This window comes from Catenuloplanes japonicus (assembly GCF_000717135.1).
GTDB lineage: Bacteria > Actinomycetota > Actinomycetes > Mycobacteriales > Micromonosporaceae > Catenuloplanes > Catenuloplanes japonicus.
In genome coordinates this window covers 543,152-567,804 of sequence record NZ_JNXY01000001.1, presented here as the reverse complement: position 1 = coordinate 567,804, position 24,653 = coordinate 543,152, and the positions used below count along the sequence as shown (strand labels likewise).

Annotated in this window: 19 protein-coding genes; 13 read left to right on the top strand and 6 right to left on the bottom strand. The window is 73.5% G+C overall.

Translation table 11 applies throughout. The features are described from left to right. Positions 1–48: 48 nt before the first annotated feature. The 3 genes from OP04_RS02655 to OP04_RS02645 are packed head-to-tail and all read left to right on the top strand — an operon-like array spanning position 49 to position 3,500. Positions 49–846, top strand: a complete 798-nt coding sequence (locus tag OP04_RS02655; protein WP_033337732.1) for a class I SAM-dependent methyltransferase — start codon at positions 49–51, stop codon at positions 844–846. Next, complete coding sequence (locus OP04_RS02650) at positions 843–2,111, top strand: class I SAM-dependent methyltransferase (protein WP_085066155.1); 1,269 nt, start codon at positions 843–845, stop codon at positions 2,109–2,111. The genes OP04_RS02655 and OP04_RS02650 overlap by 4 nt, the downstream gene beginning before the upstream one ends. A gap of 45 nt (positions 2,112–2,156) precedes the next feature. Continuing rightward, positions 2,157–3,500, top strand: coding sequence for a cation:proton antiporter (locus OP04_RS02645; protein ID WP_033337730.1), 1,344 nt, complete (start codon positions 2,157–2,159; stop codon positions 3,498–3,500). An 81-nt stretch (positions 3,501–3,581) separates the two neighbouring features. Here OP04_RS02645 and OP04_RS02640 read toward each other — a convergent pair whose 3' ends face one another. Then, complete coding sequence (locus OP04_RS02640; protein ID WP_033337729.1) at positions 3,582–7,376, bottom strand: type I polyketide synthase; 3,795 nt, start codon at positions 7,374–7,376, stop codon at positions 3,582–3,584. 58 nt (positions 7,377–7,434) lie between these two features. Further along, positions 7,435–8,925 (bottom strand): multicopper oxidase family protein, encoded by a 1,491-nt coding sequence (locus OP04_RS02635; RefSeq protein ID WP_033337728.1) that lies wholly within the window; start codon positions 8,923–8,925, stop codon positions 7,435–7,437. A 281-nt stretch (positions 8,926–9,206) separates the two neighbouring features. Between OP04_RS02635 and OP04_RS02630 the strand changes: the two genes are divergently transcribed. The 3 genes from OP04_RS02630 (at position 9,207) to OP04_RS02620 (ending at position 12,284) form a co-directional block, all read left to right on the top strand. After that, positions 9,207–9,968, top strand: a complete 762-nt coding sequence (locus tag OP04_RS02630; RefSeq protein ID WP_033337727.1) for an rRNA methyltransferase — start codon at positions 9,207–9,209, stop codon at positions 9,966–9,968. A gap of 164 nt (positions 9,969–10,132) precedes the next feature. Next, entirely contained in the window at positions 10,133–11,215 is a 1,083-nt protein-coding gene (locus OP04_RS02625; protein WP_085066154.1) for a GDP-mannose 4,6-dehydratase, read from the top strand. An 85-nt stretch (positions 11,216–11,300) separates the two neighbouring features. Next, positions 11,301–12,284, top strand: a complete 984-nt coding sequence (locus OP04_RS02620; RefSeq protein WP_232323437.1) for a Gfo/Idh/MocA family protein — start codon at positions 11,301–11,303, stop codon at positions 12,282–12,284. 26 nt (positions 12,285–12,310) lie between these two features. Here the strand turns inward: OP04_RS02620 and OP04_RS52880 are convergent, their stop codons facing one another. Beyond that, a complete protein-coding gene (locus OP04_RS52880) occupies positions 12,311–12,877 on the bottom strand; it encodes a DUF4303 domain-containing protein (RefSeq protein WP_051796974.1) in 567 nt (188 codons plus the stop codon). A gap of 119 nt (positions 12,878–12,996) precedes the next feature. Between OP04_RS52880 and OP04_RS52875 the strand changes: the two genes are divergently transcribed. The 6 genes from OP04_RS52875 (at position 12,997) to OP04_RS02585 (ending at position 20,890) form a co-directional block, all read left to right on the top strand. Beyond that, entirely contained in the window at positions 12,997–14,508 is a 1,512-nt protein-coding gene (locus OP04_RS52875; protein WP_051796973.1) for a tetratricopeptide repeat protein, read from the top strand. 184 nt (positions 14,509–14,692) lie between these two features. Continuing rightward, positions 14,693–15,415, top strand: a complete 723-nt coding sequence (locus tag OP04_RS02605) for an ABC transporter ATP-binding protein (RefSeq protein ID WP_033337726.1) — start codon at positions 14,693–14,695, stop codon at positions 15,413–15,415. 2 nt (positions 15,416–15,417) lie between these two features. Beyond that, positions 15,418–16,722, top strand: coding sequence for an ABC transporter permease family protein (locus OP04_RS02600; RefSeq protein WP_033337725.1), 1,305 nt, complete (start codon positions 15,418–15,420; stop codon positions 16,720–16,722). Positions 16,723–16,951: 229 nt separating this feature from the next. After that, the gene (locus OP04_RS02595; RefSeq protein ID WP_157239149.1) at positions 16,952–18,136 is read left to right on the top strand and encodes a sensor histidine kinase; all 1,185 of its coding nucleotides are present in this window, start codon (positions 16,952–16,954) and stop codon (positions 18,134–18,136) included. Beyond that, a complete protein-coding gene (locus OP04_RS02590) occupies positions 18,133–18,789 on the top strand; it encodes a response regulator (RefSeq protein ID WP_033337724.1) in 657 nt (218 codons plus the stop codon). Before OP04_RS02595 ends, OP04_RS02590 begins: the two co-directional genes overlap by 4 nt. Before the next feature lie 145 nt (positions 18,790–18,934). Beyond that, entirely contained in the window at positions 18,935–20,890 is a 1,956-nt protein-coding gene (locus OP04_RS02585) for a cytochrome c oxidase assembly protein (RefSeq protein WP_051796971.1), read from the top strand. Here the strand turns inward: OP04_RS02585 and OP04_RS02580 are convergent. The 3 genes from OP04_RS02580 to OP04_RS02570 are packed head-to-tail and all read right to left on the bottom strand — an operon-like array spanning position 20,858 to position 23,236. Then, positions 20,858–21,805 carry an FAD-dependent oxidoreductase gene (locus OP04_RS02580; RefSeq protein ID WP_033337722.1) on the bottom strand — a complete coding sequence of 316 codons (948 nt, stop codon included), beginning with the start codon at positions 21,803–21,805 and terminating at the stop codon, positions 20,858–20,860. The genes OP04_RS02585 and OP04_RS02580 overlap by 33 nt on opposite strands. A gap of 35 nt (positions 21,806–21,840) precedes the next feature. Continuing rightward, positions 21,841–22,452, bottom strand: coding sequence for an NAD(P)-dependent oxidoreductase (locus OP04_RS02575; RefSeq protein ID WP_033337721.1), 612 nt, complete (start codon positions 22,450–22,452; stop codon positions 21,841–21,843). A 1-nt stretch (position 22,453) separates the two neighbouring features. Next, the gene (locus tag OP04_RS02570) at positions 22,454–23,236 is read right to left on the bottom strand and encodes an inositol monophosphatase family protein (protein ID WP_033337720.1); all 783 of its coding nucleotides are present in this window, start codon (positions 23,234–23,236) and stop codon (positions 22,454–22,456) included. A 67-nt stretch (positions 23,237–23,303) separates the two neighbouring features. Here OP04_RS02570 and OP04_RS02565 point away from each other — a divergent pair, with 67 nt between their 5' ends. Then, a complete protein-coding gene (locus OP04_RS02565; RefSeq protein WP_033337719.1) occupies positions 23,304–24,206 on the top strand; it encodes a LysR family transcriptional regulator in 903 nt (300 codons plus the stop codon). Positions 24,207–24,653: the final 447 nt, after the last annotated feature.

Genomic DNA, 24,653 nt, shown 5'->3' with positions numbered 1-24,653 from the left:
CGACTGATGTGCCGGCGCGCCGCGGTTCCCGCACGAGGAGGATCAGCGTTGGTCAGCTTGCTCAACCGCATCCCGGGCTTCACCGCCGGGCCCGCCGCCGAGCCGTCGCTGGACGCCGTGATGGCGGAGCGGTTCCGCGAACGGGTCGACCCCCGCCCCGGCGACTGGGCGTACGCACACTTCCTGGATCTGCGCCAGGCGCTGACCGAGGCGCTGTCCGGCGTGTCCGGGGTCTGGCTCGACTACGGCGCGGGCACCTCGCCGTACCGCGACCTGTTCGGCGTGGCCGAGTTGCAGACCGCGGACATCCCGGGCGGCGAGTCGTTCCCCGCCGACCACGCGCTGGACCGCGACGGGCGATGCCCGGTCGCGGACGGCACGTTCGACGGCGTGCTCTCCACCCAGGTCCTGGAGCACGTCGCCGACGCGGACGCGTACCTGCGCGAGGCGCACCGGCTGCTACGGCCCGGCGGCCGGCTGGTCCTGTCCACCCACGGGGTGTGGGAGGAGCACGGCGGCCAGGACCTGTGGCGGTGGACCGCGGACGGCCTGGCGTTGCAGGCCGAGCGCGCCGGATTCACCGTCGACCGCACGGTCAAGCTGACCTGCGGTCCGCGCGGGCTGTTGCTGCTCCTGCGCTGGTACGGCCGGGAACACGGCTGGCCGCGGACCGGAACGGTCGGGCTGGTCCTGAACACGCTGCAGCTGGTGGACCGGCTCCGGCCGCGATCGTTCGACGAGTACCTCGACCGCGCGTTCGGCGCTCTCGGGCTCAGCGAAGGTCCGGCACAGCCGTTCTACCTGGACATCCTGCTCGTCGCCAGAAAGAAGGAGAACGTCACGTGAGCCAATCGTCGGCTGCTTACGACGAGGATGTGCGGGGTGTGGCCGCCGAGCGGACGAGCTGCCGGATCTGCCAGGGTCCGCTACGCACCGTCCTCGATCTCGGGCCGCAGTACCTGCAGGGCAGCTTCGTCAAGCCCGGCTTCCCGGCGCCGCCCGGCGAGCGGTTCCCGCTCGACCTCACCCGATGCACCGACGCGTCCTGCGGTCTGGTGCAGCTGCGCCACACGCTGCCGGGCGACCTGCTGTACGACACCTACTGGTACCGCTCCCGCATCAACGACACCATGCGTACGCACCTCGCCCGGATCGTCGAGTCCGCGGTCGCACTGCACGGCGGGCAGCCGGCGGCGGTGCTCGACATCGGCTGCAACGACGGCACGCTGCTGGAGAACTACACCGGCGCGGAGCGGTGGGGCATCGACCCGTCCAGCGCCGCCGACGACGCGCCGGACACGATCACGCTGATCCGGGACTTCTTCCCCAGCAAGGAGCTGGCGGACGAGGCGGGCAGGTTCGACGTGATCACGTCGATAGCCATGTTCTACGACGTCGAGAACCCGGTGGCGTTCGTCCGTGAGGTGGAGCGGCTGCTGGCGCCCGGCGGCGTCTGGGTCGTCGAGGTCTCCTACCTGCCCGAGATGCTGGAGCAGACCGGGTACGACAGCATCTGCCATGAGCACCTCTCGTACTACTCGCTCGGCGCGCTGACCCGGATCCTCGCGGAGGCCGGCCTGGAGATCGTCCGGGCCGGTGTCAACGGCGTCAACGGCGGCTCGATCTGCTGCTTCGTCACCCGGTCGACCGAGGTCGCCGGCCGGGCGGACGACTCCGTGCCGGCGCTGGCCGAACGGGAACGGCGGCTGCGGCTGGACACGGACGCGCCCTACGACGCGTTCGCGGCCCGGGTGCGGCAGCGGCGCGACGAGTTGGTCACCCTGTTGCACGGCTTGCGCGAGGACGGCCGGGTCGTGCACATCTACGGCGCGTCGACCAAGGGGAACACGCTGCTGCAGTTCTCCGGCATCGACAACACGCTGATCCGGTACGCGGCCGAGCGCAACCCTGACAAGTTCGGCGCCCGGACCCTCGGCACCGACATCGAGATCATCAGTGAGGAGCAGTCCCGGGCCGCACGCCCCGACTACTACCTGGTGCTGCCCTGGCACTTCCGCGACGAGATCGTCGCTCGGGAAGCCGCCACACTGGCGGCCGGAACACGGCTGATCTTCCCGTTGCCCGAGATCGAGACCATCACACGACCGTGAGCTCCGCGGTGCCCGTGGACCCGCGCAGAAAGGCATACCGGATACGTGACGTATCTAGCCGCTCCCGTCCCACCGCTGTCGGCCGATCAGCTGCTGCTGCTCCTCCTTCAGCTCGGTGTCCTCCTCCTGCTGGCATTCGGGCTTGGCCGGCTGGCGCAGCGGTTCGGTATGCCGGCGGTCGCGGGTGAGCTGCTCACCGGCGTGCTGCTCGGCCCTTCCGTGCTGGGCAGCGCATTCCCTTCCGTAGGCGGCCGGTTGTTCCCGGCGGACGCCGCCCAGGTCCATCTGATCGACGCGGTGAGCCAGTTCGCCGTGGTGCTCCTGGTCGGCGTCGCCGGTCTCCACCTCGACCTCGCGATCGTCCGGCGCCGCCGGGGTGTGGTCGTCACCGTCACCACCGGCGGCCTGCTCCTGCCGATGGCGCTCGGTATCGCGGCCGGGTACGTGGTGCCACAGGCGCTCTACCCGGCCGAGACGCACCGGACCACGTTCGCGCTGTTCCTCGGCGTCGCGATGGCGGTCAGCGCGGTGCCCGTGATCGCGAAGACGCTCACCGACATGCGGTTGATGCACCGCGACGTGGGCCAGCTCATCCTGGCCACGGCCACGATCGACGACGCGATGGCCTGGTTCCTGCTGTCGGTCATCTCCTCGCTGGCCGTGCACACGTTCGTACCCGGGCAGGTCGTCGTCTCGATCCTGTGGCTGGTCGGATTCGTCGCGGCCGCCGCCCTGATCGGCCGACCGGCCGTCCGCCTGGCGATGCGCCGGGCCAACCGGGCCTCCGACGCCGGTCCGGCGACCGTCGTCGCGGTCGTCACCATCCTGCTGGCCGCCGCGGTGGCCCAGGCGCTGGCCCTCGAGGCGATCTTCGGCGCATTGGTGGCCGGCGTCCTGATCGGCCTGCCGGGCGTCGCCGACCCGGCCCGGCTCGCGCCGCTGCGGACCGTGGTGCTGTCCGTGCTGGCCCCGATCTTCCTGGCCGGCGCGGGACTGCGGGTGGACCTGCGCGCGCTCGCCGACCCGGTGGTGCTGCTCTGGGGCGTCGTCATCCTGGCGCTGGCGATCGTCGGGAAGTTCACCGGGGCGTACCTGGGTGCACGGCTCGGGCGCCGGCCGCACTGGGAGGGGATCGCCATCGGCGCCGGGCTGAACGCGCGCGGCGTAGTGGAGATCATCATCGCGATGATCGGGCTCCGGCTCGGCGTGCTGAGCACCGCGACGTACACCATCGTCGTGCTGGTGGCCGTGCTGACCTCGGTGATGGCGCCGCCGCTGCTGCGCCGCGCGATGGCCCGGCTGGAGCAGAACGCCGAGGAGTCGCTGCGCGAGAGCCGGCACCTCGAGTGGGCCGGCGCGGTGCACGGCCCGTCCGGAAAGACCCGCTGATCCACCCACCGACAGGATCGAGGCGTTCCGTACGTCGTGGAAACGACGTACGGAACGCCTCGATCAGTGGCGTGTGACGGGTCAGCTCGCCCCGGCCTCCGCTGCGGAGAGCAGCCCGGTCACGTGGTCCGCGATGGCGGTCACGGTGGGCTGCTGCCAGAAGACGGTAGCGGGCAGCGCCAGCCCCAGCCGCTTCTCCAGCCGCCGCCGGATCACCACGGTCAGCACGGAGTCCAGACCCTGCTCGGCCAGGGGCCGCCGCAGGTGCAGGTCGTCCGCCGCGAGCCGCATCTCCGCCGCGATCTGCGTGCGGACCTCGGCCAGCACCCGCTCCCGCAGCTCGGGCAGGGGCAGTCCGGCGAAGGACACCGCCGGATCCGGGCCGGCCGTCTCGTCGCCGGCGGCGGGGGCCGGCGGCTGGTCGATCACCGCGTAGCGCAGGCCGGGCAGCGCGGCCAGCACCCGGCCGTCCTCGGTCGTGACCAGGCCGTCGACCGTGTCCGGTCGGTCCTGGTCGAGCCGGACCTCGACCAGGACGGTCTCCGGCGGCAGGCCATCGGTGACCACCTCGTCGATCTGCACCACCATGCGCAGCTGAGGCACTCCGGGGTACGCGGCCGGCGCGATCGACATCACCGCGTCCAGCACCGTCGCCCAGGTGGACGTGTCAGCGGCCCGGACCCGGGCGCGCAGCACCCCGTAGCCCGCGAGCAGCTGGTCCACCGACCAGCCGAACCCGGTCGACGGCACTCCGACCTCGGCGAGCCGACGGTGGATCAGGGCCGGGTCGGCCGGTTCCAGCCGGTGCTCCGCCGGGTCCACGAGCTTCCACGCCGCGAGCGCGTCCGGGTCACCCGCCCGCACCGCGGCGTCCGCGTGGACCAGCCACGGCGGGTCCTCGCCCGCATCCCCGCCGGTGGTCCGGGACGCGAGCCGGACGGCGCCGTCCTCGCGGACCACCTGGATCTCCCGCCGGCCGGCCGTCATCAGCGGATGCCGCATCGCCAGGCCGTGCAGGACCGGCGGGACGCCGTCCTGCTCCGCCGCCGCCAGGAACGTGACCGCCAGCACCGCGGCCGGCACGATCTCCACCCCGTTCAGGGTGTGGCTGCCCGGGTACGGGCGGTTCGCGTCGTCCAGGCCGGTCCCCCACACCTGGACCTCGCTGCCCGCGAGGCTGCGGCGCGCGCCGAGGAGGGTGTGCGAGTCCTGGTCGTGGCCGCGGCCGCCGGCCCGGGAGACCGGGGCCGGGTAGTGCCAGTGGCTGCGGTGCCGCCATCGGTAGACCGGCAGCGTGACCAGGTCACCCCCCGGATGCAGGGCGTCCCGGTCGATCTCCACCCCGGCGCAGTGCAGCCCGGCGAGCGCGGTCAGGAAGCCGTGTGCCTCCGGCTGGTGGCGGCGCAGCGTGACGCCGACGTACGTGTCCTCGCCCAGCTCGGCCAGCGTCTCGTGGATCGAGTGGGTCACCACCGGGTGCGGCGACACCTCCAGGAACGCGCGGAAGCCGTCCGCGGACGCCGCGGTGACCGCGTCGACGAGCCGCACCGGATTGCGCAGGTTCCCGGCCCAGTACGCGCCGTCCGCCGTCATCGCCGCGCGTGGGTCGTCCAGCGCGGTCGGGTACACCGGGATCCGTGGGCTGCCCGGCGTGAAGTCGACGGCCGCCGCGAGCTCGCCGACCAGATCGTCCATGTGCGGGCTGTGGAACGCCACGTCGGACGCGACCTGCCGGGTCACCAGCCCCTCCGCGGCCCACGTCCGGAGCAGCGCGTCCAGCGCCTCCGGGTCGCCGGAGACCACGGTGGACGACGGCGACGACGCGATCGCGGCCACCACGTCGGCCCGGCCGGCCAGCCGCGCGGCCGCCTCCGCGAACGGCAACGAGACCATTGCCATCGCGCCCCGGCCGGCCACCCGCCGGAGCAGGATTGACCGGCGGCAGATCAGCCGGGCACCGTCCGCGACCGTCAGCACGCCCGCGGTGACGGCGGCGGCGATCTCGCCGACCGAGTGACCGATCACGGCGTCCGGGGTCACCCCGCCGGCGCGCCACATCGCGGCCAGGCCCAGCTGCACAGCAAAGATCATCGTCTGGATCCGGTCGACCGCCTCGAACTCGCCGTCGAGCAGCGCCTGCCGCGGTGAGAAGCCGATCTCCTCCTGGAAGATCGGCTCCAGGGCGTCGATCGTCTCCGCGAACGCGGGCTCGGTGGCGAGCAGTTCCCGGCCCATCCCGCTCCACTGGGAGCCGTGGCCGGAGAAGACCCAGACCAGCTTCGGTACGTCGCCCAGCGGCGAGCCGGTGACGACGTCGCCGGCCGGCTCCCCCGCGGCCAGGCCGCGCAGTGCGGCGCGGAGGCCCGGCGCGTCGGCGGCCACCGCGACGGCCCGGTACGCCAGGTGCGACCGCCGTGCCGCCAGCGTGTGACCCACGGACACCAGGTCGGCGTCGTCGGTCAGCCGGTCGGCGAGCGCCGCGGCCTGATCGCGCAGGGCGGCGCCGGAAGCCGCGGAGATCGGGAACAGCGACGCCCCGGCCGGCGCGCCCACCGCGCGCGGCGCTACCGGCGGCGCCTGCTCCAGCACCGCGTGCGCGACCGTCCCGCCGTAGCCGAAGCCGGAGACGCCGGCCCGGCGCGGGCCGTCCCGGTCCGGCCAGGGCTCGTTGCGGGTCACCACGCGCACCTTCAGCTTGTCCCACGCGATCGCGGGGTTGACCTCGGTGACGAGCAGCGTGGCCGGGATCTCGCCGCGGCCGAGCGCGAGCACCGCCTTGATCACCCCGGCGACGCCGGCCGCGCCCTCCAGATGCCCGATGTTGGACTTCACCGATCCGATCAGACAGGGGTCACCGTCGCTGCGGGGCTGCCCGTACACGTCGCCGATCGCGGAGGCCTCCATCGGGTCGCCGAGCGGCGTCCCGGTGCCGTGCGCCTCGACGTAGTCGACCGAGCCCGGCTCGACCCCTCCGTACCGCAGGGCCCGTTCCATCACGTGCGCCTGGGCCGTGCCGCACGGGGCCATGATGCCGTTGGTGTGACCGTCCTGGTTCACGGCGCTGCCGCGCAGCACCGCCAGCACCCGGTCACCATCGCGCTCCGCGTCGGCCAGCAGCTTGAGCACGAGGACGCCGCAGCCCTCGCCGCGGCCGTACCCGTCGGCGGTGGCGTCGAAGGACTTGCTCCGCCCGTCCGGGGCCAGCGCGCCGGCCGCGCCGAGAGTGATCGACTGGCCCGGCGAGACGATGAGGTTCACGCCGCCGACCAGCGCCACCGTGCTCTCCCCCAGGCGAAGGCTCTGCGCGGCCAGGTGCAGCGCCACCAGCGACGCCGAGCACGCAGTGTCCACCGTCAGGCTCGGCCCGCGCAGGTCCAGCGCGTGCGAGATGCGGTTGGAGATCGCGCAGGTGGCCGCGCCGATGCCGGTCCAGGCGTCGATGTGCGGCAGGTTCTCGAGCTGGTGGGCGCCGTAGTCGTAGGTGCAGGCGCCGGCGAAGACGCCGGTGTCGGTGCCGGCCAGCCCGCGCGGCGGGATGCCCGCGTGTTCCAACGCCTGCCAGGCGACCTCCAGCAGCAGCCGCTGCTGTGGGTCCATCAGCTCCGCCTCGCGCGGCGAGATGCCGAAGAACTCGGCGTCGAAACCGTCGATCCCGTCCAGGAAGCTGCCCGCCCGGTTCGCCCGCCGGACCGCCGCCTCGAAGTCGGGGCCGAGGTCGCGGTACGGCTCCCAGCGGCCGGCCGGAACCTCCCCGGTCGTGTTCCTCCCGCCGGAGAGCAGCTCCCAGAACTCGTCCGGGGAGTTGACGCCGCCGGGGAACCGGCAGCCGATCCCGACGACAGCAACCGGTTGCGGACTGAGCGTTTTCGGTTCCACACATATCCCCTGTTGTCGATCGGCGCGCACGCCGGGAGTAACCCTCACCCACGGACCGTCACGGCAGCACGTCCATCCGCAGCATCATCCCGAGCGCCGAGTGCTCCAGGAAGTGGCAGTGGGCCAGGTACTCGCCGGTGAACGGGGTGTCGAACGTGACCTGCAGCCGCACGGTGCCGCGCGGTCCCACGTAGACGGTGTCCTTCAGGCCGGCGTCCTCCGGCAGCGGCGGGCCACCGTCCCGGCCGATCACCTGGAACTGCATCAGGTGCATGTGGAACGGGTGGTCGAACGGGAACGCCGGATCCAGGTCCTCGTTGACCACGTTCCAGATCTCGGTGGCGCCGCGCCGTACCGAGACGTCCGCCCGGACCGGGTCGTAGGGCCGCCCGTTCATCAGCCCGATCGGCGGCCGGAGCGTCATGTCCATGCTCATCGTCAGGGTGCGCTCGACCGTCGGCGTGCCGAGCGCCGGCAGCGACCGCAGCGTGCGCGGCACCCGGCTCCGGTCGGCCACCCGGCGCGGCGCCACGTCGAACCGGATGATCGGGTTGGCCCCGTCGTAGAGGTAGACCGGGCCCTGACCGGCCCAGGCAGCGAAGTCGATCACCACCTCGGCCCGCTCGCCGGAGGAGATCGCCACCTCGGTGACCGGGACCGGCGCCGGGAGCAGCCCGCCGTCGGTACCGATCTTGGTCATCTCCGCGCCGCCCAGGCCGAGCACGAAGACGTGCTTCAGCGCGGCGTTCAGCAGCCGGAACCGATACCTGCGCGGCGCGACCGGGAAGTACGGCTGCGCCTTCCCGTTCGCCATGATGACGGTCCGGTTGTCCGGGTGCCCGCCGAAGACGAACGCGCCGGCCGCGTCCAGCTCCGCGTTGCGCAGCATGATCGGAACGTCGAAGTCACCGCTCGGCAGGTCGAGGTGCCGCTCGGCGGGATCCTCGATCAGGTAGAAGCCGTGCAGGCCGCGGTAGACGTGGTCGGCCTCCAGCGCGTGCGTGTGATCGTGGTACCAGAGCGTCGCGGCGCGCTGCGCGTTCGGGTACTCGTACACCTTGGTCGCGCCGGGAACGAGCTGGTCCATCGGGTGGCCGTCGCTGTCCGGGGCGACGTGGCCGCCGTGCAGGTGCACGTTGGTCGGCGTGGTCAGCCGGTTGGTGACGGCGACCGTCGCCGGCCGTCCGGCGCGGGCCCGGATGGTCGGCCCGGTGAAGTGCCCGGCGTACGTGTACGCCGGGGTCTGCAGGCCCGGCACGATCTCCACGTCGGCCGGCCGCACCTCGATCGTGTACGCGTCCACGCCCCCCGCGGTCGACGTGGGCACCAGCACCGGCGGCACCGGCATGCACTGCGTGAACGGGGTGACCACCGGGCCGCTCGTGGCGGTGCGGGGCGCGAACTCGCCGGCGGCGGCCAGGTGCGCGGCATGGTCGGTGGCCGGCGCGGCGGCGCTCGCACCCGGCGTGGCCGCCTTCGACAGCGAGGTGGCCACCACACCGGTCGCCGCCGCGGTGCCGAGCGCCAGCAGCTGACGTCGGTTGAACATGGCAGGGCTTCCCTTCCGATATGGCCGCCGGCGCGTGGGACACGGACGACGTCCGGTTGCCGCCGATCGGGCGGCGGGTGCGGTCACCGGACCCGGCGAGGACCGCTCACGCCCGGTCACGAGCCGCTCCCGAGAGTGACGAGCGCAATGCTAGGCGTGGACAGCAGCCACTTCCATCGCTCCGGCGAACCCTTAGGGATGTCGCTAGTGTCCTGTTCGGAACGCGATCCGGCGCCGGCCCCACCGATTGCTAAGCTGATGCACGGAGAGTAGGGAGCACGGTGAGTTATCGGTTCGAAACGGCACGGGACGACTACGGCGATCTTGCGAGCGGTGCGGTTCTACGCTCCGCCCCGGGCTTTCCCGCCTTCCCGGTCCGGCTCGCGTCCGAGGTGTTCCAGTCCGCCCTCGACCTGCGCGGCGGCACCGGCCCGGCCGTCCTCTGGGACCCCTGCTGCGGCTCCGGTTACCTGCTGACCGTGCTCGGGATCCTGCACCGCCCGCGGATCGCGGCCCTGCTGGCCTCCGACATCGACGGCGACGCGCTGACGCTGGCATCAGCCAACCTGGGCCTGCTGGCGGACGGTGGCCTGGCCGCGCGCGGCACGGAACTGGCCGACCGGGCCCGGCGCTTCGGCAAGCCCGGCTACGTCGAGGCCGCGGCGGCGTCCGAGCGGCTGAGCCGGCGGCTGGAGGAGGGCGGCGGCCCGGTCCCGCACTCGGTCCGGCGCGCCGACGTCTTCGACCCGGCCGCGCTCGCACGCGCGGCCGAGGGATTCGCACCCGACCTCGTGGTGACCGACGTGCCCTACGGCGAGCAGACCGACTGGACCGGCGACCACGCCGGTGCCGGCCTGCCGGGAATGCTGACCGCGCTCGCCACCGTGCTCCGCCCGGACGCGGTGGTCGCGGTGATCGTGCGGGGACGCCGGGTCCCGCCGATCGGCGACGTGCGGCCCCGGCGGAAATCGCGGGTGGGCACCCGGGCCGTGGCGCTGTTCGCGGCGGGCGACCTCGACGGCCGTTCGAGGAGCATGCCCTGAAACGGCACGGATTGCCCGCCCGGCGCGTTTAGCCGTCGCCACTAGTGGCCTCCCTATATCGCATTCGCGAAGGGTGATACCCGCAACGTCTTCCAGTAACGTGAGCCACGGCAACAGGACATACGCCCATTCCCCCGGGCGGTCCGGCAGTTCGCCATCCTTCGATGAGATATCTCGGGGGGTGGTCTCAGGGCTGGGAGATTATCCTGACTAGGCGAGCGCTGATCACAGGGATTACCGGCCAGGACGGCACCTATCTTGCGCGGCACCTCCTGGCCGCCGGATACGACGTCTTCGGAATGATGCGCGGGCAGACAGCGCCGGCCGCACGGGGACCACGTCAGCCGCATCCGGACGTGCGGCTGATAAGCGGCGACCTGTTGGACCAGTCGAGCCTCGTCTTCGCGGTCGCACAGGCACAGCCGGACGAGATCTACAACCTCGGCGCGCTCTCCTACGTCCCGGTCTCCTGGCGGCAGTCCACCACCACCGCGGAGATCACCGGGATGGGTGTGCTCCGCTTGCTGGAAGCCGTCCGGATCGTCGCGGGAATCACCAGCTCGCAGACGCCCGGCGCCAATCAGCCACGGTTCTATCAGGCGTCGTCGTCGGAGATGTTCGGCAAGGTCCGGGAGACTCCGCAGAACGAGCTGACGCCCTTTCATCCGCGCAGTCCGTACGGCGCCGCCAAAGTGTTCGGCCACTACACGGTGCAGAACTACCGCGAGTCCTACAACATGTACGCGGTCTCCGGCATGCTTTTCAACCACGAATCTCCGATCCGCGGCCCGGAGTTCGTAACCCGCAAGGTGTCCCTCGGCGCCGCCGCGGTGAAACTGGGACTGCGGAAAACGTTGCGGCTGGGCAACCTGGAGGCCGACCGGGATTGGGGTTTCGCCGGTGACTACGTCCGTGGCATGACGCTGATGCTCGCCCAGGACGAGCCGGACGACTACGTCGTGGGCACCGGCATCGCGCACAGCGTGCGCGAGCTCGCCGAGCTGGCCTTCGCCCACGTCGGCCTCGACTGGCGCGACCACGTCGTGATCGACGACGCGCTGCTGCGACCCGCCGAGGTCGATCTGCTCTGCGCCGACCCGACCAAGGCCCGGCAGAAGCTGGGCTGGAAGCCGGCGGTCTCCTTCGAGGAGATGATCGCGATGATGGTGGACAGCGATCTGGAACTGCTGTCGGACCCGCACCGGCGAGGCGACGGCCTCATCCGCGAGCTGGCCGGCCTGTGGTGAGGGAACTGTTCGCGCCACCGGAGTCCCCGGTACGACGGCGCACCATCGACGGCCGCGGCCCGCTCGCCCGTCCGCACGGTCCGGCGTGAACGAGGTGCCGCCGGACCGGCCGATCCGGTTCGGCGTCCTGGGGTGTGCCAGCATCGCCCGGCGACGGACGGTGCCGGCCATCCTGCGCGAGCCCAGGACGGAACTGGTCGCCGTCGCCGCCCGCGACCCGGCCCGCGCGCGGGCGTTCGCCACCGAGTTCGGTTGCGACGCCGCACCCGACTATCTCGCGCTGCTCGCCCGGCCGGACATCGACGCGGTATACATCCCGCTGCCGACGGGGCTGCACCACCAGTGGATCGGGCGCGCGCTGGAGGCCGGCAAGCACGTCCTGGTCGAGAAGCCGCTGACCACCCGGTATGCCCACACGGTGGCGATGCTGGAGAGCGCCGCCGCCCGTGGTCTCACGCTGATGGAGAACCTCACCTTTCTCCGGCACAGCCTGCACCGCACCGTCCGCGATCTGGTGGACGGCGGGGAGATCGGCGAGTTGCGCTCGGTCAGCGCCGCGTTCAGCTTTCCCCCGCTCGACCCGGCCGACATCCGGTACCGCCCGGAGCTCGGCGGCGGCGCGCTCCTCGACATCGGCGTTTACCCGCTGAGCGCCGCCCACCTCTTCCTCGGCCCCGGCCTGGAGGTGGTCGGCGCGACGCTGAAACACGACGCCACGCGCAACGTCGACGTCTCCGGCACCGCCCTGCTCTGCACTCCTGACGGCCGCACCGCCCAGCTGACCTTCGGCTTCGAACACGCCTACCGCTGCGACTACGTCCTCTGGGGCACGAAGGGGCACCTCGTCGTCGACCGCGCCTACACTCCGCCCCCCACCCGTCACCCCACGATCAGCCTCTACCACCAGCACCGTTCCCGCACGCTGACCCTCCCTCCCGAGGACCAGTTCGCCAATACCCTTCACGCCTTCATTCAGTCCGTCGGCACCCCCCGATCCCACTCCCCCGGCACCCGATCCCGCGCTCGCCTTCTCAGCCAGATCTCCGAGACAGCCCGGATCACCCGATAGGACCCGGACGGTGCTGTCGTGGGTTCTCAGGAACTCGAGTCCTGGCCCCACATGGACGCGCGCTCGGCGTGCGTGGGGCGGGACGAGCCGGTCAGCGCGACCGGGCGCGCGTCGAGCTCCGGGAAGAGGCGACGGATGTCGGAGACCGGGAGCACCTGCCTGATCAGCGACTCGCGGAACTGGTCGTCGAGGAGCAGGACCACGAAGTCCCGGCCGGTGATGCGGTGGGCGCGCAGCGTGTGGCGGGCGCCCTTGCAGGCACGGGCGAGCGTGGCCAGGTAGCGCTCCAGCGCGGTCTCCCAGCGGCGCGGCGAACCGCCGGTGGCCTCGGCGAACAGCATCGCCTGCCAGCGCTTGACCGTGTCCGGGCTCATCCAGGGCGTGCCGGAGTACACCCAGTTCACCGGCGTGCGCGGGGCCAGCGGCTCGGTGGCCAGCGCCAGCGACGGCAAGGCGATCACGCCGCCGGGCTTGCGGTGGATGCGGCCCAGCGCGGCCGCGTAGAACCGCTCGTCCGGACGCTCGCGGAACGCCGTGCCCACGGACTCGACCAGCGCGTCGTAGACGACGGCCTCGAACTCCTCCCACTCCACACCGACATTCTGCCGGACCGGCGCGGACGGCCGGGCGGGAACGCGTGAGTACGGCCGCACATACCGGGACGGGTGGGGCCAGGGTGGCGCGGAGACGCGTCGTCGGGAAACATGGCCGGGTGCCTTCGTATCCTCACGCCCGTCAACAGGCCCAGCAGATCGCGGACAGCGGCGACCTCCCCGGCGCGCTGGCGCTCCTCGCACCGGTCGTCGAGGCCGGGCGGACCGATCTCCCCTCCGGTGATCCGGAGCTGCTGGAGACGATGCGGCAGCTCGCCGGGCTGCACGCGCAGGCGGGCGATCCGACCTCGGCGCGGCGACTGCTCGAAGAGGCCTACGCGGCCGGGCGGGGCGGGCCTGCGGAGCCGTTGATGGTGCTGCTGGCGTACGACCTGGCCGTGGTCGCGGAGGAGCTGGCGAACCGGCTGGTGGCCAGGAAGAACTTCGGGCTGGTCGCACGGTACGGGCCGGGCGTGCTGGGCGAGGAGCACCCGGCGGTGGTGCATGCGCGCGGGTACGGGGCGGACGGGGCCGCGGCGGGTTTGCCGGAGCCGCCGACCGCGCCGATGAAGGCGATCGCGCCGCCGGTGTCGGGGACGGTGGTGCACGGAACTCCGGTGCCGGTGTCGGGGCTGCCCGCGTCTTCGGGTGCGGGTGGGGCCGGAGCCGGTGCTCCGGTGTCGGGGATGCCTGTCTCGGGGACGCCTGTGTCCGGAACGCCTGGATTCGGGCAGCCGGTCTCCGGGTCACCGGTCTCCGGCTCACCCGTGTCCGGAACGCCGATATCTGGGACCCCGGTTTCCGGAACGCCCGGGATCGGGCAGCCGGTCTCCGCATCGCCCGCGTTCGGGCAGCCCGTCTCCGGGTCGCCGGACTTCGGGCAGCAGGCTTTTCCGCCGGCTGGCTCCACATCCCCCTTCGGTGAAACCGCAGGCAACGAACGTTCCCGCGCCCCCTGGCTGATCGCCGCCGCGGCCGCCGCCGTCGTCGCGGTCGTCGCGCTGGTCGCCGTCCTGGTCCGCCCCGGCGGCGGGGACGACCCCAGCACGGTCGCGGCCGACTCCACCGCCGCACCCGCGGCCACCACCGAGGCCCCGGGCGCGGGCGCGTTCTCCACCACCGGCCCGGACGGATCCCCCAGCCCGTCCCCGTCGAGCGCGCCGCCCTCCTCCGCAGCGCCGGCCACCACCGGCCCGGCCAAGCCGCCCGCCACCACCGGCGCACCGAAGTCCACCGCCGTGACCGCCATCTCCGCACCCGCGAACGGTGCCGGTGTGGCCCGCTTGTTCACGGTGACGTTCACGACCTCGGCCGCGGACGCGTCCGCCGCCGGCACCCGCCTGGCGCTGACCGTGTGCGTCAAGGAGTGGTGCTTCCTGGAGGGCCCGCTCACCATCGAGAACGGCCGGGCCCGCAACTATCCGGTGCTGCTCGGCAGCAAGGAGGGCGAGGGCATCGGTGAGCAGTGGACCGTCCGCGTCGACCGCCTGAGCAACGCCGACTACGACTACCTCCAGGCCCACAAGCAGGCCGCCACGGCCGCCGGCACGTGGGGCAACGGCGTCTCCACCCCGATCGACCGGCTCAACAAGGCCCCGGTCAGCGCGGTCGTGGTCACCAAGACCAGCTGACCGATCCGGCGTGCGCCCACCCGACGATCGCGGCCCGCCGGTGCTTCGGCCGGCCGACGTCAGCCGCGCCCTCCAGCGCCGCACCGGCGTGGCGCCGAGCGCCTACCGGGTCCTCCCCCGGTAGGACCCCGGGTCGGACCGGGGCAGGACTTTTCCGGGGCCCGGAATCGCGACGATCGACGGCATGACTGAGCCAGTGGTGTCGGCGGACAACCTGACCAAGAGCTTTTCCACGGGTACGCCCGTGCTGCGCGGCGTGTCGATGGCGGTGCAGCCCGGGGAGTTCCGGGCGATCGTGGGCCCGAGCGGGTCCGGCAAGTCGACGCTGCTCTACTGCATGTCCGGGCTGGAGGCGGCGACGACCGGGCGGGTCTCGCTGCTCGGGCGGGATCCGGCCGCGCTGAGCCGGGGCGCGCTGTCGCAGCTGCGCCGTGATCACGTCGGGTTCGTGTTCCAGGCGTACAACCTGATCCCGTCGCTGACCGCGCGGGAGAACGTGGCGCTGCCGGCCCGGCTGGCCACCCGGCGGGTGGACGACGGCGCGGTGGACCGGGCGCTCGCGCACGTGGGGCTGACCGAGCGCGCGTCGTACCGGCCGTCCGCGCTCTCCGGCGGCCAGCAGCAGCGGGTCGCGATCGCGCGGGTGCTGGCGCTGCGCCCGGACGTGGTGTTCGCGGACGAGCCGACCGGCGCGCTGGACACCCGGGCCGGCGACCAGGTGCTGGACCTGCTCGGCGACGTGGCCCGGGACGGCCGCGCGGTCGTCATGGTCACCCACGACCTGCGCGCGGCCGCCCGCGCGGACCGGGTGCTGGTGCTCCGCGACGGCGCGGTCCACCGCGAGCTGACCGGCCCGTCCGTCGACGACGTGATCGCGGCCGTCGCGCACGCGGAGATCGAGGTCTGACCATGCTCACGCTCATCGTGCGGGATTTCGCCGCCAACCTGCGGATCTGGGTCGGCGCGCTGCTGGTCGCCGCCGCCACCGCCGCGGTCGGCACGGTCGTGGCCGCGGAGATCCAGACCGCGGTCGAGATCGGCGGGATGCCCGGCCTCGCGCTCGCGTCGGTCAGCGGCACCGTGCTGCTCTTCGGCACGGTCGCGGCCATGATCGTGCTCTCCTCCGTCACCACGCTCACGGTGTCGCTGCAGCAGCGGGCGTACGCGCTCTGGCAGCTGATCGGCATCCGCCCCGGCCACGTGCGCCTGGTCGTCACCGCGCAGCTCGTCATCGTGGCCGTGCTCGGCGGCATCGCAGGCTGCCTGGCCGCCGCGCCCGGACTGCCCGCGCTGTTCCGGTTCGTGTTCGCGGACGCGACCGGCATGCCGGAGATCCACCCGAGGTTCGGCGTGGTCGCGGCCCTGGGCGTGCTGGCCTTCGTCGTCACGGTGGTGCTGACCGCGGGCGGACGCGCCGCGCGCCGGGCCGCCGGGACCGCGCCGATCGACCTGCTGCGCCGCCCGGACACGCCGGACGCGGGCCTGGGCGCCGGCCGCTGGATCGCGGGCCTGACCTCGCTGGCACTGGCCACGCTCATGATCTCGACGCTGCCCTCGGACCCGGAGAAGCTGACCACGCCGCTGATGGCGCTGGCGCCGCTGACCGCGGGCGCGCTCGCCGCGTTCGGCCCGGTCTACCTGGCGCCGCTGATCCGGTTGTGGACCGCGCTGGTCCCGGCCCGCGTGTCCGGCGCCTGGTTCCTCGCCCGGCACACCACGGCCGACCACCTGAGCCGCAGCACGGCCGCGATCAGCCCGCTGATGGTCGCGGTCGCGCTGGCCGGCGGCCTCTACGCGGCGGACGGCACCGCGAACACCGGCCCTGGCCTGTCCGCCGGCACCGCCGTGCTGCTGGCCGGCGGCCCGCTGCTGCTCAGCGTGCTCGGCGCCGCCGTCACCGTGCTGATGTCCGGCCAGCTCAGGTCAAGGGAGTCCGCGCTGGTACGGGCAGCGGGCGCGACCACCGCCACCGTGCTGGGCGCGGCCGCGGCGGAGGCGGTCATCTACGCGGTCACCGCCACCGCGCTCGGCGCGATCGCGGTCGCGGTGACCGCGATCGCGGGCGGCCTGGCCGCGGGCGTCGTGCCGTCCCCCGGCCTGGCCGCCACCGGTACTGTCGCAGCGAGCGGACTGCTGCTCATGACCGTGGCCACCGTGGCCCCGGCCGCGGCGGCGCTGCGCCGGCCGGTGCCACGCGCACTGGCGACCGAGTGAGCGAAAGGCCGGGCCGGTGTCGGAGCGAAGCGCGACCGGGCCTGCCGGTCTGCCGGAACGAAGCCCGGCCGGGCCTGGCCATGGGTCGGGACCGCGCGCGGCCGAGACCGGCCGCCGATCGGAGCAGAGCACGGCCGGACGCGGCAGCCCGTCGAGGCGAAGCGCGGTGGGGCGCGGCCGTGACTCGGCAGGACGCCGGACCGGGATCGGCCGCGGCCGGATCCGTGCGGTGAACGTGCTGGTCGTGGCCGTGGCGCTGCTGGGTGCCGGGCTTCCCGCGCTGCTGCGGGCCGGGGACCGGCCGGTGGCCGCGCTGGTGTCGGTCGCGGCCGTCGTTCTGTGGTGGCGGCGCGCGTACCCGCTGATGGCCTTTGCCCTTGCGGTTCTGACGAACGTGGCGCATCTCGCGGTCGCCGGCGCCGGTGAGATCCCGGTCGACGCCGCGGCGGTGCTGGCCGGGTACGCGCTCGCCCGCCACGGCCGGACCCCCACCCGGCACGTCGCGGCCGTGGTGGCGTTGGCCCCGTTCACGGCCGGATTCGCGCTGCGGGTGCCGTCGGTGTGGTGGGCGCTGCTCAGCGCCGTGGTCGTCGTCGCGGTGCCGTGGCTGGCGGGCGAGCACCTGCGCGGCCGGGCCCGGACGCTCGCGGAGCGGGCCGCCCGGCAGGACGCGGAACGGGAGGCGGCGGCCTATCGGGCGGTCGTCGAGGAGCGGTCGCGGATCGCGCGGGAGCTGCACGACGTGGTCGCGCACCACGTGAGCGTGATGGGGATGCAGGCGGGCGCGGCCCGGATGGCGATCGATGCGGGCGGCCCGGCGCCGGTCGCCGCACCGGTGCGGGACGCGCTGCGGGCGATCGAGACGACCGGCCGGACCGCGATCGACGAGATGCGCCGGATGCTGGGCGTGCTGCGCACGGACGCCGGCGGGCCGGGCGGGCCGCAGCCGGGCCTGGGCGATCTGCCGGCGCTGGTGGACGGGTTCCGGGCCGCGGGCCTGCCGGTGGACCTGGCGTTGCGGACGGGCTCGGCGACGCCGGCAGCACCGGCTCCGCAGGCGGGCGGGCCACCGCCGGCGCCGGGCGACGGGTTCCGGCGCGCGGGCCTGCCGGAAGACGCCCGCCTTCCCGAGGCTCTCCAGCTCTCCGCCTACCGGATCGTGGAGCAGTCGCTGACCAACGTGCTGGAACATGCCGGGCCCGTGCCGACCACCGTCACCGTGCGGGTGGACGATACCGGGGTGATGATCGAGGTGGAGAACGCCGGACCGGCTGTCCCGCCGGCTACGCCGAGGCCCGGCCGCGGCCACGGCACCGTCGGCATGCGCGAGCGCGTCGCGCTGTTCGACGGCACGCTGGAGACCGGTCCCCTGCCGCACGGCGGCTACCGCGTGCACGCCAGGCTGTCCGCATGATCGAGGTGCTGATCGCGGACGATCAGCCGCTGATGCGCGGCGCGCTGCGCATGGTGATCGAGACCCAGCCGGACCTGCGCGTCGCCGGCGAGGCGTCCGACGGTCGTGAGGCGGTCGAGCTGGCCGTCCGCCTGCGACCGGACGTGGCAGTGCTCGACATCCGCATGCCCAAGCTCGACGGCCTCGCCGCGACGCGGGAGCTGGCCCGGCTGGTCCCGACGCGGGCGCTGATCCTGACCACGTTCGACCTCGACGAGTACGTCACCGAGGCGCTCCGGGCCGGCGCGAGCGGGTTCCTGCTCAAGACCGCGCCGCCGGAGGACATCGTGGCCGGGATCAGGGTGGTCGCGGCCGGCGAGTCGCTGCTGGCGCCGACCGTGACCACCCGGCTGCTGAGCCGGTTCCGTGCCGCGACCACGCCGATCGACCCGGCCCGGCTCGCCGTGCTGCGCACGCTGACCACGCGGGAGACCGAGGTGCTGGCCGGCATGGCCCGCGGCGCGTCGAACACGGAGATCGCGGCCGAGCTGCACATCGGCGAGACGACCGTGAAGACGCACGTCTCCCGCATCCTGGCCAAGGTCGGCGCGCGGGACCGGGTGCAAGCGGTGATCTTCGCCTACGAGTCCGGCCTGGTCACGGTGGGCGGCTGAGCAGGCCCTCCAGGTCGGTCTCGCCGGCCGGCGACGGGTCGACCGCGAGCGCGCGCTGCCCCGGCCCGCTCCGCGCCCGAGACCGCTGCGGACAAGTCACACCACAGCCCGGGAACCGGGCTGCCACCTGCGGCGACTACCAGCGGTGAGCTCGATCAGGAGTGTGCCGGCCGTGGCCGGTGGGGTGGCGTCGACCGCGCTGGTCCTGGCGTTGTTGCTGGGTGGCGGCGTGGACACGGTGGAGATCGCCGGGCTGGCGCAACCGGGACCGGCCACGATCTGGGGCCTGCCCGCGCTGCGGCTGCTCTCCGATGTGCTCGCCACGATCACCGTGGGCCTGGTCGTGACCGGCGCGTTCGGAGTCCCCGGCGACGGGCGGAGGGTGTCCGCGCTCGCGTTCCGCATGCTGCGCCGGGCGCGATGGGCCGCGCTGGCCTGGGCCGGGACCGCCCTGGCGCTGATCGTCCTCACGCTCTCCGATGTGCTCGGGATGCCGCTGACCGCGCTGCCGTTCGCGGCCGTGGTGAGCTTCGCGTGGTCGATCTCCCAGGGACAGGCGCTGCTGATCCAGGCCGTGCTCGCGCTCGCCGCCACGGTCCTCTGCCACCTCGCGCTGGCCCGGTCGACGGCCGCGTGGGCGGCCGGGCTGGCGCTGGCCGCGGTACTGCCGCCCGCGTTCACCGGCCATGCCGCGGGCGCGGGCAACCACCAGATCGCGGTGACCAGCCTGGCCATGCACGTGCTGGCCGCATCACTGTGGACCGGCGGCCTGATCGCGCTGCTCACCGTGCGCCGTGCGAAGGCGCTGCCGGACATCGCGACCCGCTACAGCCGCCTCGCGCTGGCCTGCTTCGTCGCGGTCGCGGCCAGCGGCCTGATCAACGGCGCGGTCCGGCTCGGCGGCGACTGGCAGACCGCGTACGGCGCACTGCTCGCGGGCAAACTGCTGGCCCTGCTGGCGATCGGCGCGATCGGCGCTGTGCACCGCACTCGCACGCTGCCGCTGCTCCACGTGGCCGCGAGCGACCGCCGCCCCTTCCTGCGCCTCGCCGCCGGGGAGATCGTGCTGTTCGGGGCCGCGTTCGGGCTGGCCGCCGCCCTGTCGCGCAGCCCCGCGCCGATTCCGGACGACGTCGTCAGCGCCGACCCGATCATCGAGACCATCGGCTTCCCCATGCCGGGGCCGCTCAGCGCCGCCGCCCTGCTCGGCAACCCGCTGCCCGACCTGTTCTTCCTCACGATCGCGCTGGCCGGCATCGCCGCCTACCTGATCGGCGTCCGCCGCCTCGGAGCGGACTGGCCGATCACCCGCACCGTCTCGTTCATCGCCGGGATGCTGTTGCTGGCGGCGGTGACCAGCCTCGGGATCAGCCGCTACTCGTACGTGATGTTCTCCGTGCACATGGTCCAGCACATGCTGCTCTCCATGGCCGTCCCGATCCTGCTCGTCCTCGGCGCGCCGGTCACGCTCGCGCTGCGCACGCTCAGGAAACCCGGCGATCCACGGGTACGCGGTCCGCGTGACTGGCTGCTCATCGCGCTCCACAGCCGGTTCGCCCGGTGCGTCACGCACCCCCTGGCCGCGCTCGCGATCTACGGCGTCAGTCTCTACGGGCTCTATTTCGGGGGCGTCCTCGGCTGGCTGATGCGCTATCACCTCGGCCACCTGGCGATGCTGGCGCACTTCGTACTCGCCGGGTCTCTGCTCTTCTGGGTGCTGATCGGGGTGGATCCGGGGCGTCGACGGGTGGCGCCGCCGATCCTGGTGCTGGTCCACTTCGCGTCGATGGTGTTGCACGCGTTCTTCGGGCTGACGCTGTTGCAGAGCACGTCGCTGATCGCGCCGGAGTGGTACCTGGCCGTGCACCCGCCGTGGGCCGCGCCGCTGATCGAGGATCAGCAGCTGGGGGCCGCGATCGCGTGGGCGTTCGGCGAGATCCCGTCCGGGCTGGTGATGATCGTGCTGGTCAGGCAGTGGATCCGCGCGGACGAGCGGGAGCAGCGCCGCGTCGACCGCAACGGCGACGAGGCCCACGAACGGTACAACGAGTTCCTGGCAGCGGCGGCGTCACAGGCCGTCGACGAGCGCGCGCACCGCTGACGCCTCGCCCCAGGACAGCGTGAACCCGGCCCCGCCGTGCCCGTAGCAGGCGACGACCGGCACGGCGTACCCCCGGACGGTGTCGAGACGCACGGACGTGCGGGCCGGGCGGAGGCCGACCGCGCGCGACACGACCGGCGCCCCGGCCAGCGCCGGGACCAGCGCGATCGCGCGGCGCAGGATGCTCTCCTCGGTGGCCGGGTCCGCGGTCTCGTCCCAGGAGCCGCGGTCGCCGGTGCCGCCGCAGACCACGTCGTCGTCGCGCGGCACCACGTAGGTGAGCCCGCCCGGGTTGTCGTCGTCGAGCAGCCAGCGGGTCAGCCCGGGGTTGGCCAGGCGCACGACCTGGCCGCGGATCGGGAAGACCTCGTCGTCGCCGCCGAGCAGCGCGCCGGACCGGAGCCCGGCCGCGACCACGACCGCGTCGAAGCCGGCACCCACGTCGTCCGGCGAGGTGAGCACGGCGGTCTTGAACGCCACGCCCTTGCTGCTCACGGCCGCGCGCAGCCAGGCCAGGTAGAGGCCGGTCACCGCGACCGGCAGCTCGCAGGTCACGCCGTCCGTGCCCGGCGGCAGCTCGTCCGCGGTCGCGGGACGGTGGCCGGGCACGGCCGCGGTCCAGGACAGGTCCGGGTCCGGATGCCGGGTCAGCACGGTGCCGGTGCGCAGCCGCACACCGGTGCGCGGGTCGGTCCGGGCGAGCGCGGTCAGGCGTGCGCGGGTGAGCTCGCCGGACTGCCGCACGCGCGGCGCGTTGTCGACCGCGTGCGGGAACCAGATCGCGGCCGCGACCGAGGACACCGCACCGGTATGGTCCCGCTCCGCGAACACCGTGACGTCGTGCCCGCCCTCGGCCAGCTCATGGGCGATCGACAGCCCGATGACCCCGGCCCCGATCACGGCGATGTGTCCCACGTGCCCGATCCTAGGCCCCGGCCGGCGACCGCGGCTCAGCGCTCCAGCGGGAGCGCGACACCGCCCGCGTGAGCGTGGTTCTCGGCCTCGTCGAGCATGGCCGCGGCGACCGTCGCCCGGCTGACGCGCGCGGGGACCAGGCGCTTCGGGGCGTCGGACAGCGCGATCGTGCGGCGTGCGGGGCTCAGCGGGCCCGCCGAGAGGATGCCCGCGTGGAACACGGTCCCGCCGGCCTCCAGAACCAGCGCGTCCGCGGCCACCTTGTCCGGGATCTCCCTACCCAGAGCCAATTTCAGCAGGGTACGCGTGGCGGCGCCGGCTGCCTCGGCGGACGGCCCGGTGCCGAACGCGCCCAGCCAGATGATCCGCTCCGGCCCGGCCGCCACGGCCGCCCGCGCGCCCGCGCTCAGCACGCCGAGGTCACCGCCGACGATGCCGAGGCCGGACAGCACGACGCCGTCCAGCGCGGACGCGATCGAGGCCGGGTCCCGCACGTCCGCGGCGACGCGGGTGAGCAGCGGCGAGTCCGGCACGGTGATCCGGGCGGGCGTGCGGGCGACCGCGGTGACGGTGTGGCCGCGTGCGAGCGCTTGGCGGGTGAGTTCGAGGCCGGTCGCGCCGGACGCGGCGAGGATGGTCAGTCGCATGTCAGCGGACCGCCTGGAGCAGCGCGAGCGCGGACGCGTGCACGCCGGGGGCGGCGGCCACGTACCCCCGGCTGGTGATTGTCCAGGGTTTGCCGTCGAGGTCGGTGACGATGCCGCCGGCCTCGCGCACGATCAGGACCGGTGCGATGTGCGAGCGCAGGTTCTCGAACTGCCAGTGCGCGTCCATCCTGCCGGCCGCGACCTGGGTGAGCTGGTGGCCGACCGGGACCGACGCGCGGACGTAGAGCGTGTGCTGCATCATCGTGGCGATCGCGGCGCCGGCCCGCTGCGACGTCGCGGCGTCGCGGGACGGCTGGGCCTGGCCGGTGCCGACCAGCGCGGCGCCGAGGCCGGTGGTGGCCGCGACCGAGATCGGCGTGCCGTTGAGGAACGCGCCGCCGCCCGCGATCGCGGTGAACGTCTCGCCGGCGACCGGCGCGTGCAGCACCGCGAGGACCGGGCGGCCGTCGCGGACCAGGCTGACGCCGATGTTCCAGTCCGGCATGCCGTGCACCGCGTTGATGTTGCCGCCCATCGGGTCGACGACCCACCAGTCGCCGTCCGGCATCGGGCCCTCGCCGTGCTCGTCCGTGTTCCAGCCGGAGCCGGGCAGCACGGCGGTGAGCGCGGGCCGCAGCACGGCGGAGACCGCGTCGTCGTTCGCGCGGAGGGTGGTCATCAGCGCGTCCATGCCCTGCGGGCGGGTTGTCGGCTGCCGGGTGATCAGGCGGGCGCCGGCGGTGCGGGCGGCTTCCACCACGGTGTCGAGCAGTGCGTTCGTCATGCGTTCCACTCTCGGCCGCATCGTTGGTTAAGTCCAGTGCACTCTTGGTACGGTACGATTTACCGCCATGCAACTGGATCTGAATCTGATCACCGTGCTGGACGCACTGCTCGAGGAGGGCAGCGTGATGGGCGCGGCGGACCGGCTGCGGCTCTCCTCACCCGCCGTGAGTCGCTCGCTCGGCCGGATCCGGCGGCTCACCGGCGACGACATCCTGGTCCGGACCGGGCGCACCATGACCCCGACGCCGTACGCGCTCGCCGTCCGCGACCAGGCCAGCGAGATCGTGCGCGCGTCCCGGAGCGTGCTGGTGCCGCGCCGTTCGCTCGACCTGGCCGCGCTCGACCGGGTCTTCACGCTCCAGTGCCACGACGCGCTCACCGCCTCGCTCGCCCCCGCGCTGCTGCACGCGATCGCGGACCAGGCGCCGGGCGTACGCGTGCGGTTCCTGGCCGAGTCCGCCGTGGACACCGACGACCTGCGGCACGGCCGCGTCGACCTGGAGATCGGCGCGGACCTGCCCGGCCTGCCGGAGTTCCGGTCCGAGGTGATCGGGCAGGACCGGTTCGCCGTGGTGCTGCGCCGCGGGCACCCGGGCGCGGACGGCCTCGACCTGGCCGGATACGCGGCCCAGCCGCACGTGCTGGTCTCCCGCCGAGGCCGCCTGTCCGACCCGATCGACGACCTGCTGGCGGAACGCGGGCTGCGCCGCAGGGTGCTGGCCTCGGTCGCGACCAGCGCGAGCGCGCTGCAGGTGATCGGCCGGACCGACGCCGTGCTTACCGTGCCCGAACTGGTGTGGCGCCCACTGATAGACACGTTCGGCCTGGTCACGACGGCATTCCCGCTCGACCTGCCGGCGCCGCAGATCATCTGCGTCTGGCATCAGCGGTACGACACGGACGCGGCGCACGGGTGGTTGCGCACGCAGGTGCGCGCGGCCCTCGGGGAAGCGGCGGTGGGCGGCTGATCCGCCACTCGGCATGCGTTGCGGCCCCGAGAACGCGGGATCGGACCGCGTCTCGCCGCTATTGTCCTGAGCACGCCGTGGCCCGCCGTGGTTGGTGTCCTGCGGTCGGCGCCGGACCGTTCGCGGCGTATGGCGCAGTCGACGCGGCCGCGCCTTCGGCTGTGTGCTGGCCGGCAGCGTAGCGGGCTGGAATGCCGGCTGTTGCGAAAAGGTGTCGACTGCGGTGGCGCGGGCCTCGTACCCTCGGGGCAGTCGGATTTTGATCTTTGAGGGGGTGGCCGTCGTGCGTTATCGCACTGCTGTTGCCATCCCCGTGTCCCGCTTCGAGCGGATCCTCGTGTCCTCGGTGCCCAGCCCCGGCTGCGCCACCGGGGCTGGACGTGCCTGCCCGCCTGCCTTCTGAGCGGTGCGGACGGCTGGGCGCCGTCCCCTTTGGATCTTGCAAGA

Coding starts and splice junctions, on each gene's coding strand:
- OP04_RS02635 (WP_033337728.1), bottom strand. CDS start 8,925: ATGTTCAACCGACGTCAGCTGCTGGCGCTCGGCACCGCGGCGGCGACC.
- OP04_RS02625 (WP_085066154.1), top strand. CDS start 10,133: ATGAGATATCTCGGGGGGTGGTCTCAGGGCTGGGAGATTATCCTGACT.
- OP04_RS02605 (WP_033337726.1), top strand. CDS start 14,693: ATGACTGAGCCAGTGGTGTCGGCGGACAACCTGACCAAGAGCTTTTCC.
- OP04_RS02600 (WP_033337725.1), top strand. CDS start 15,418: ATGCTCACGCTCATCGTGCGGGATTTCGCCGCCAACCTGCGGATCTGG.
- OP04_RS02590 (WP_033337724.1), top strand. CDS start 18,133: ATGATCGAGGTGCTGATCGCGGACGATCAGCCGCTGATGCGCGGCGCG.
- OP04_RS02575 (WP_033337721.1), bottom strand. CDS start 22,452: ATGCGACTGACCATCCTCGCCGCGTCCGGCGCGACCGGCCTCGAACTC.
- OP04_RS02570 (WP_033337720.1), bottom strand. CDS start 23,236: ATGACGAACGCACTGCTCGACACCGTGGTGGAAGCCGCCCGCACCGCC.
- OP04_RS02565 (WP_033337719.1), top strand. CDS start 23,304: ATGCAACTGGATCTGAATCTGATCACCGTGCTGGACGCACTGCTCGAG.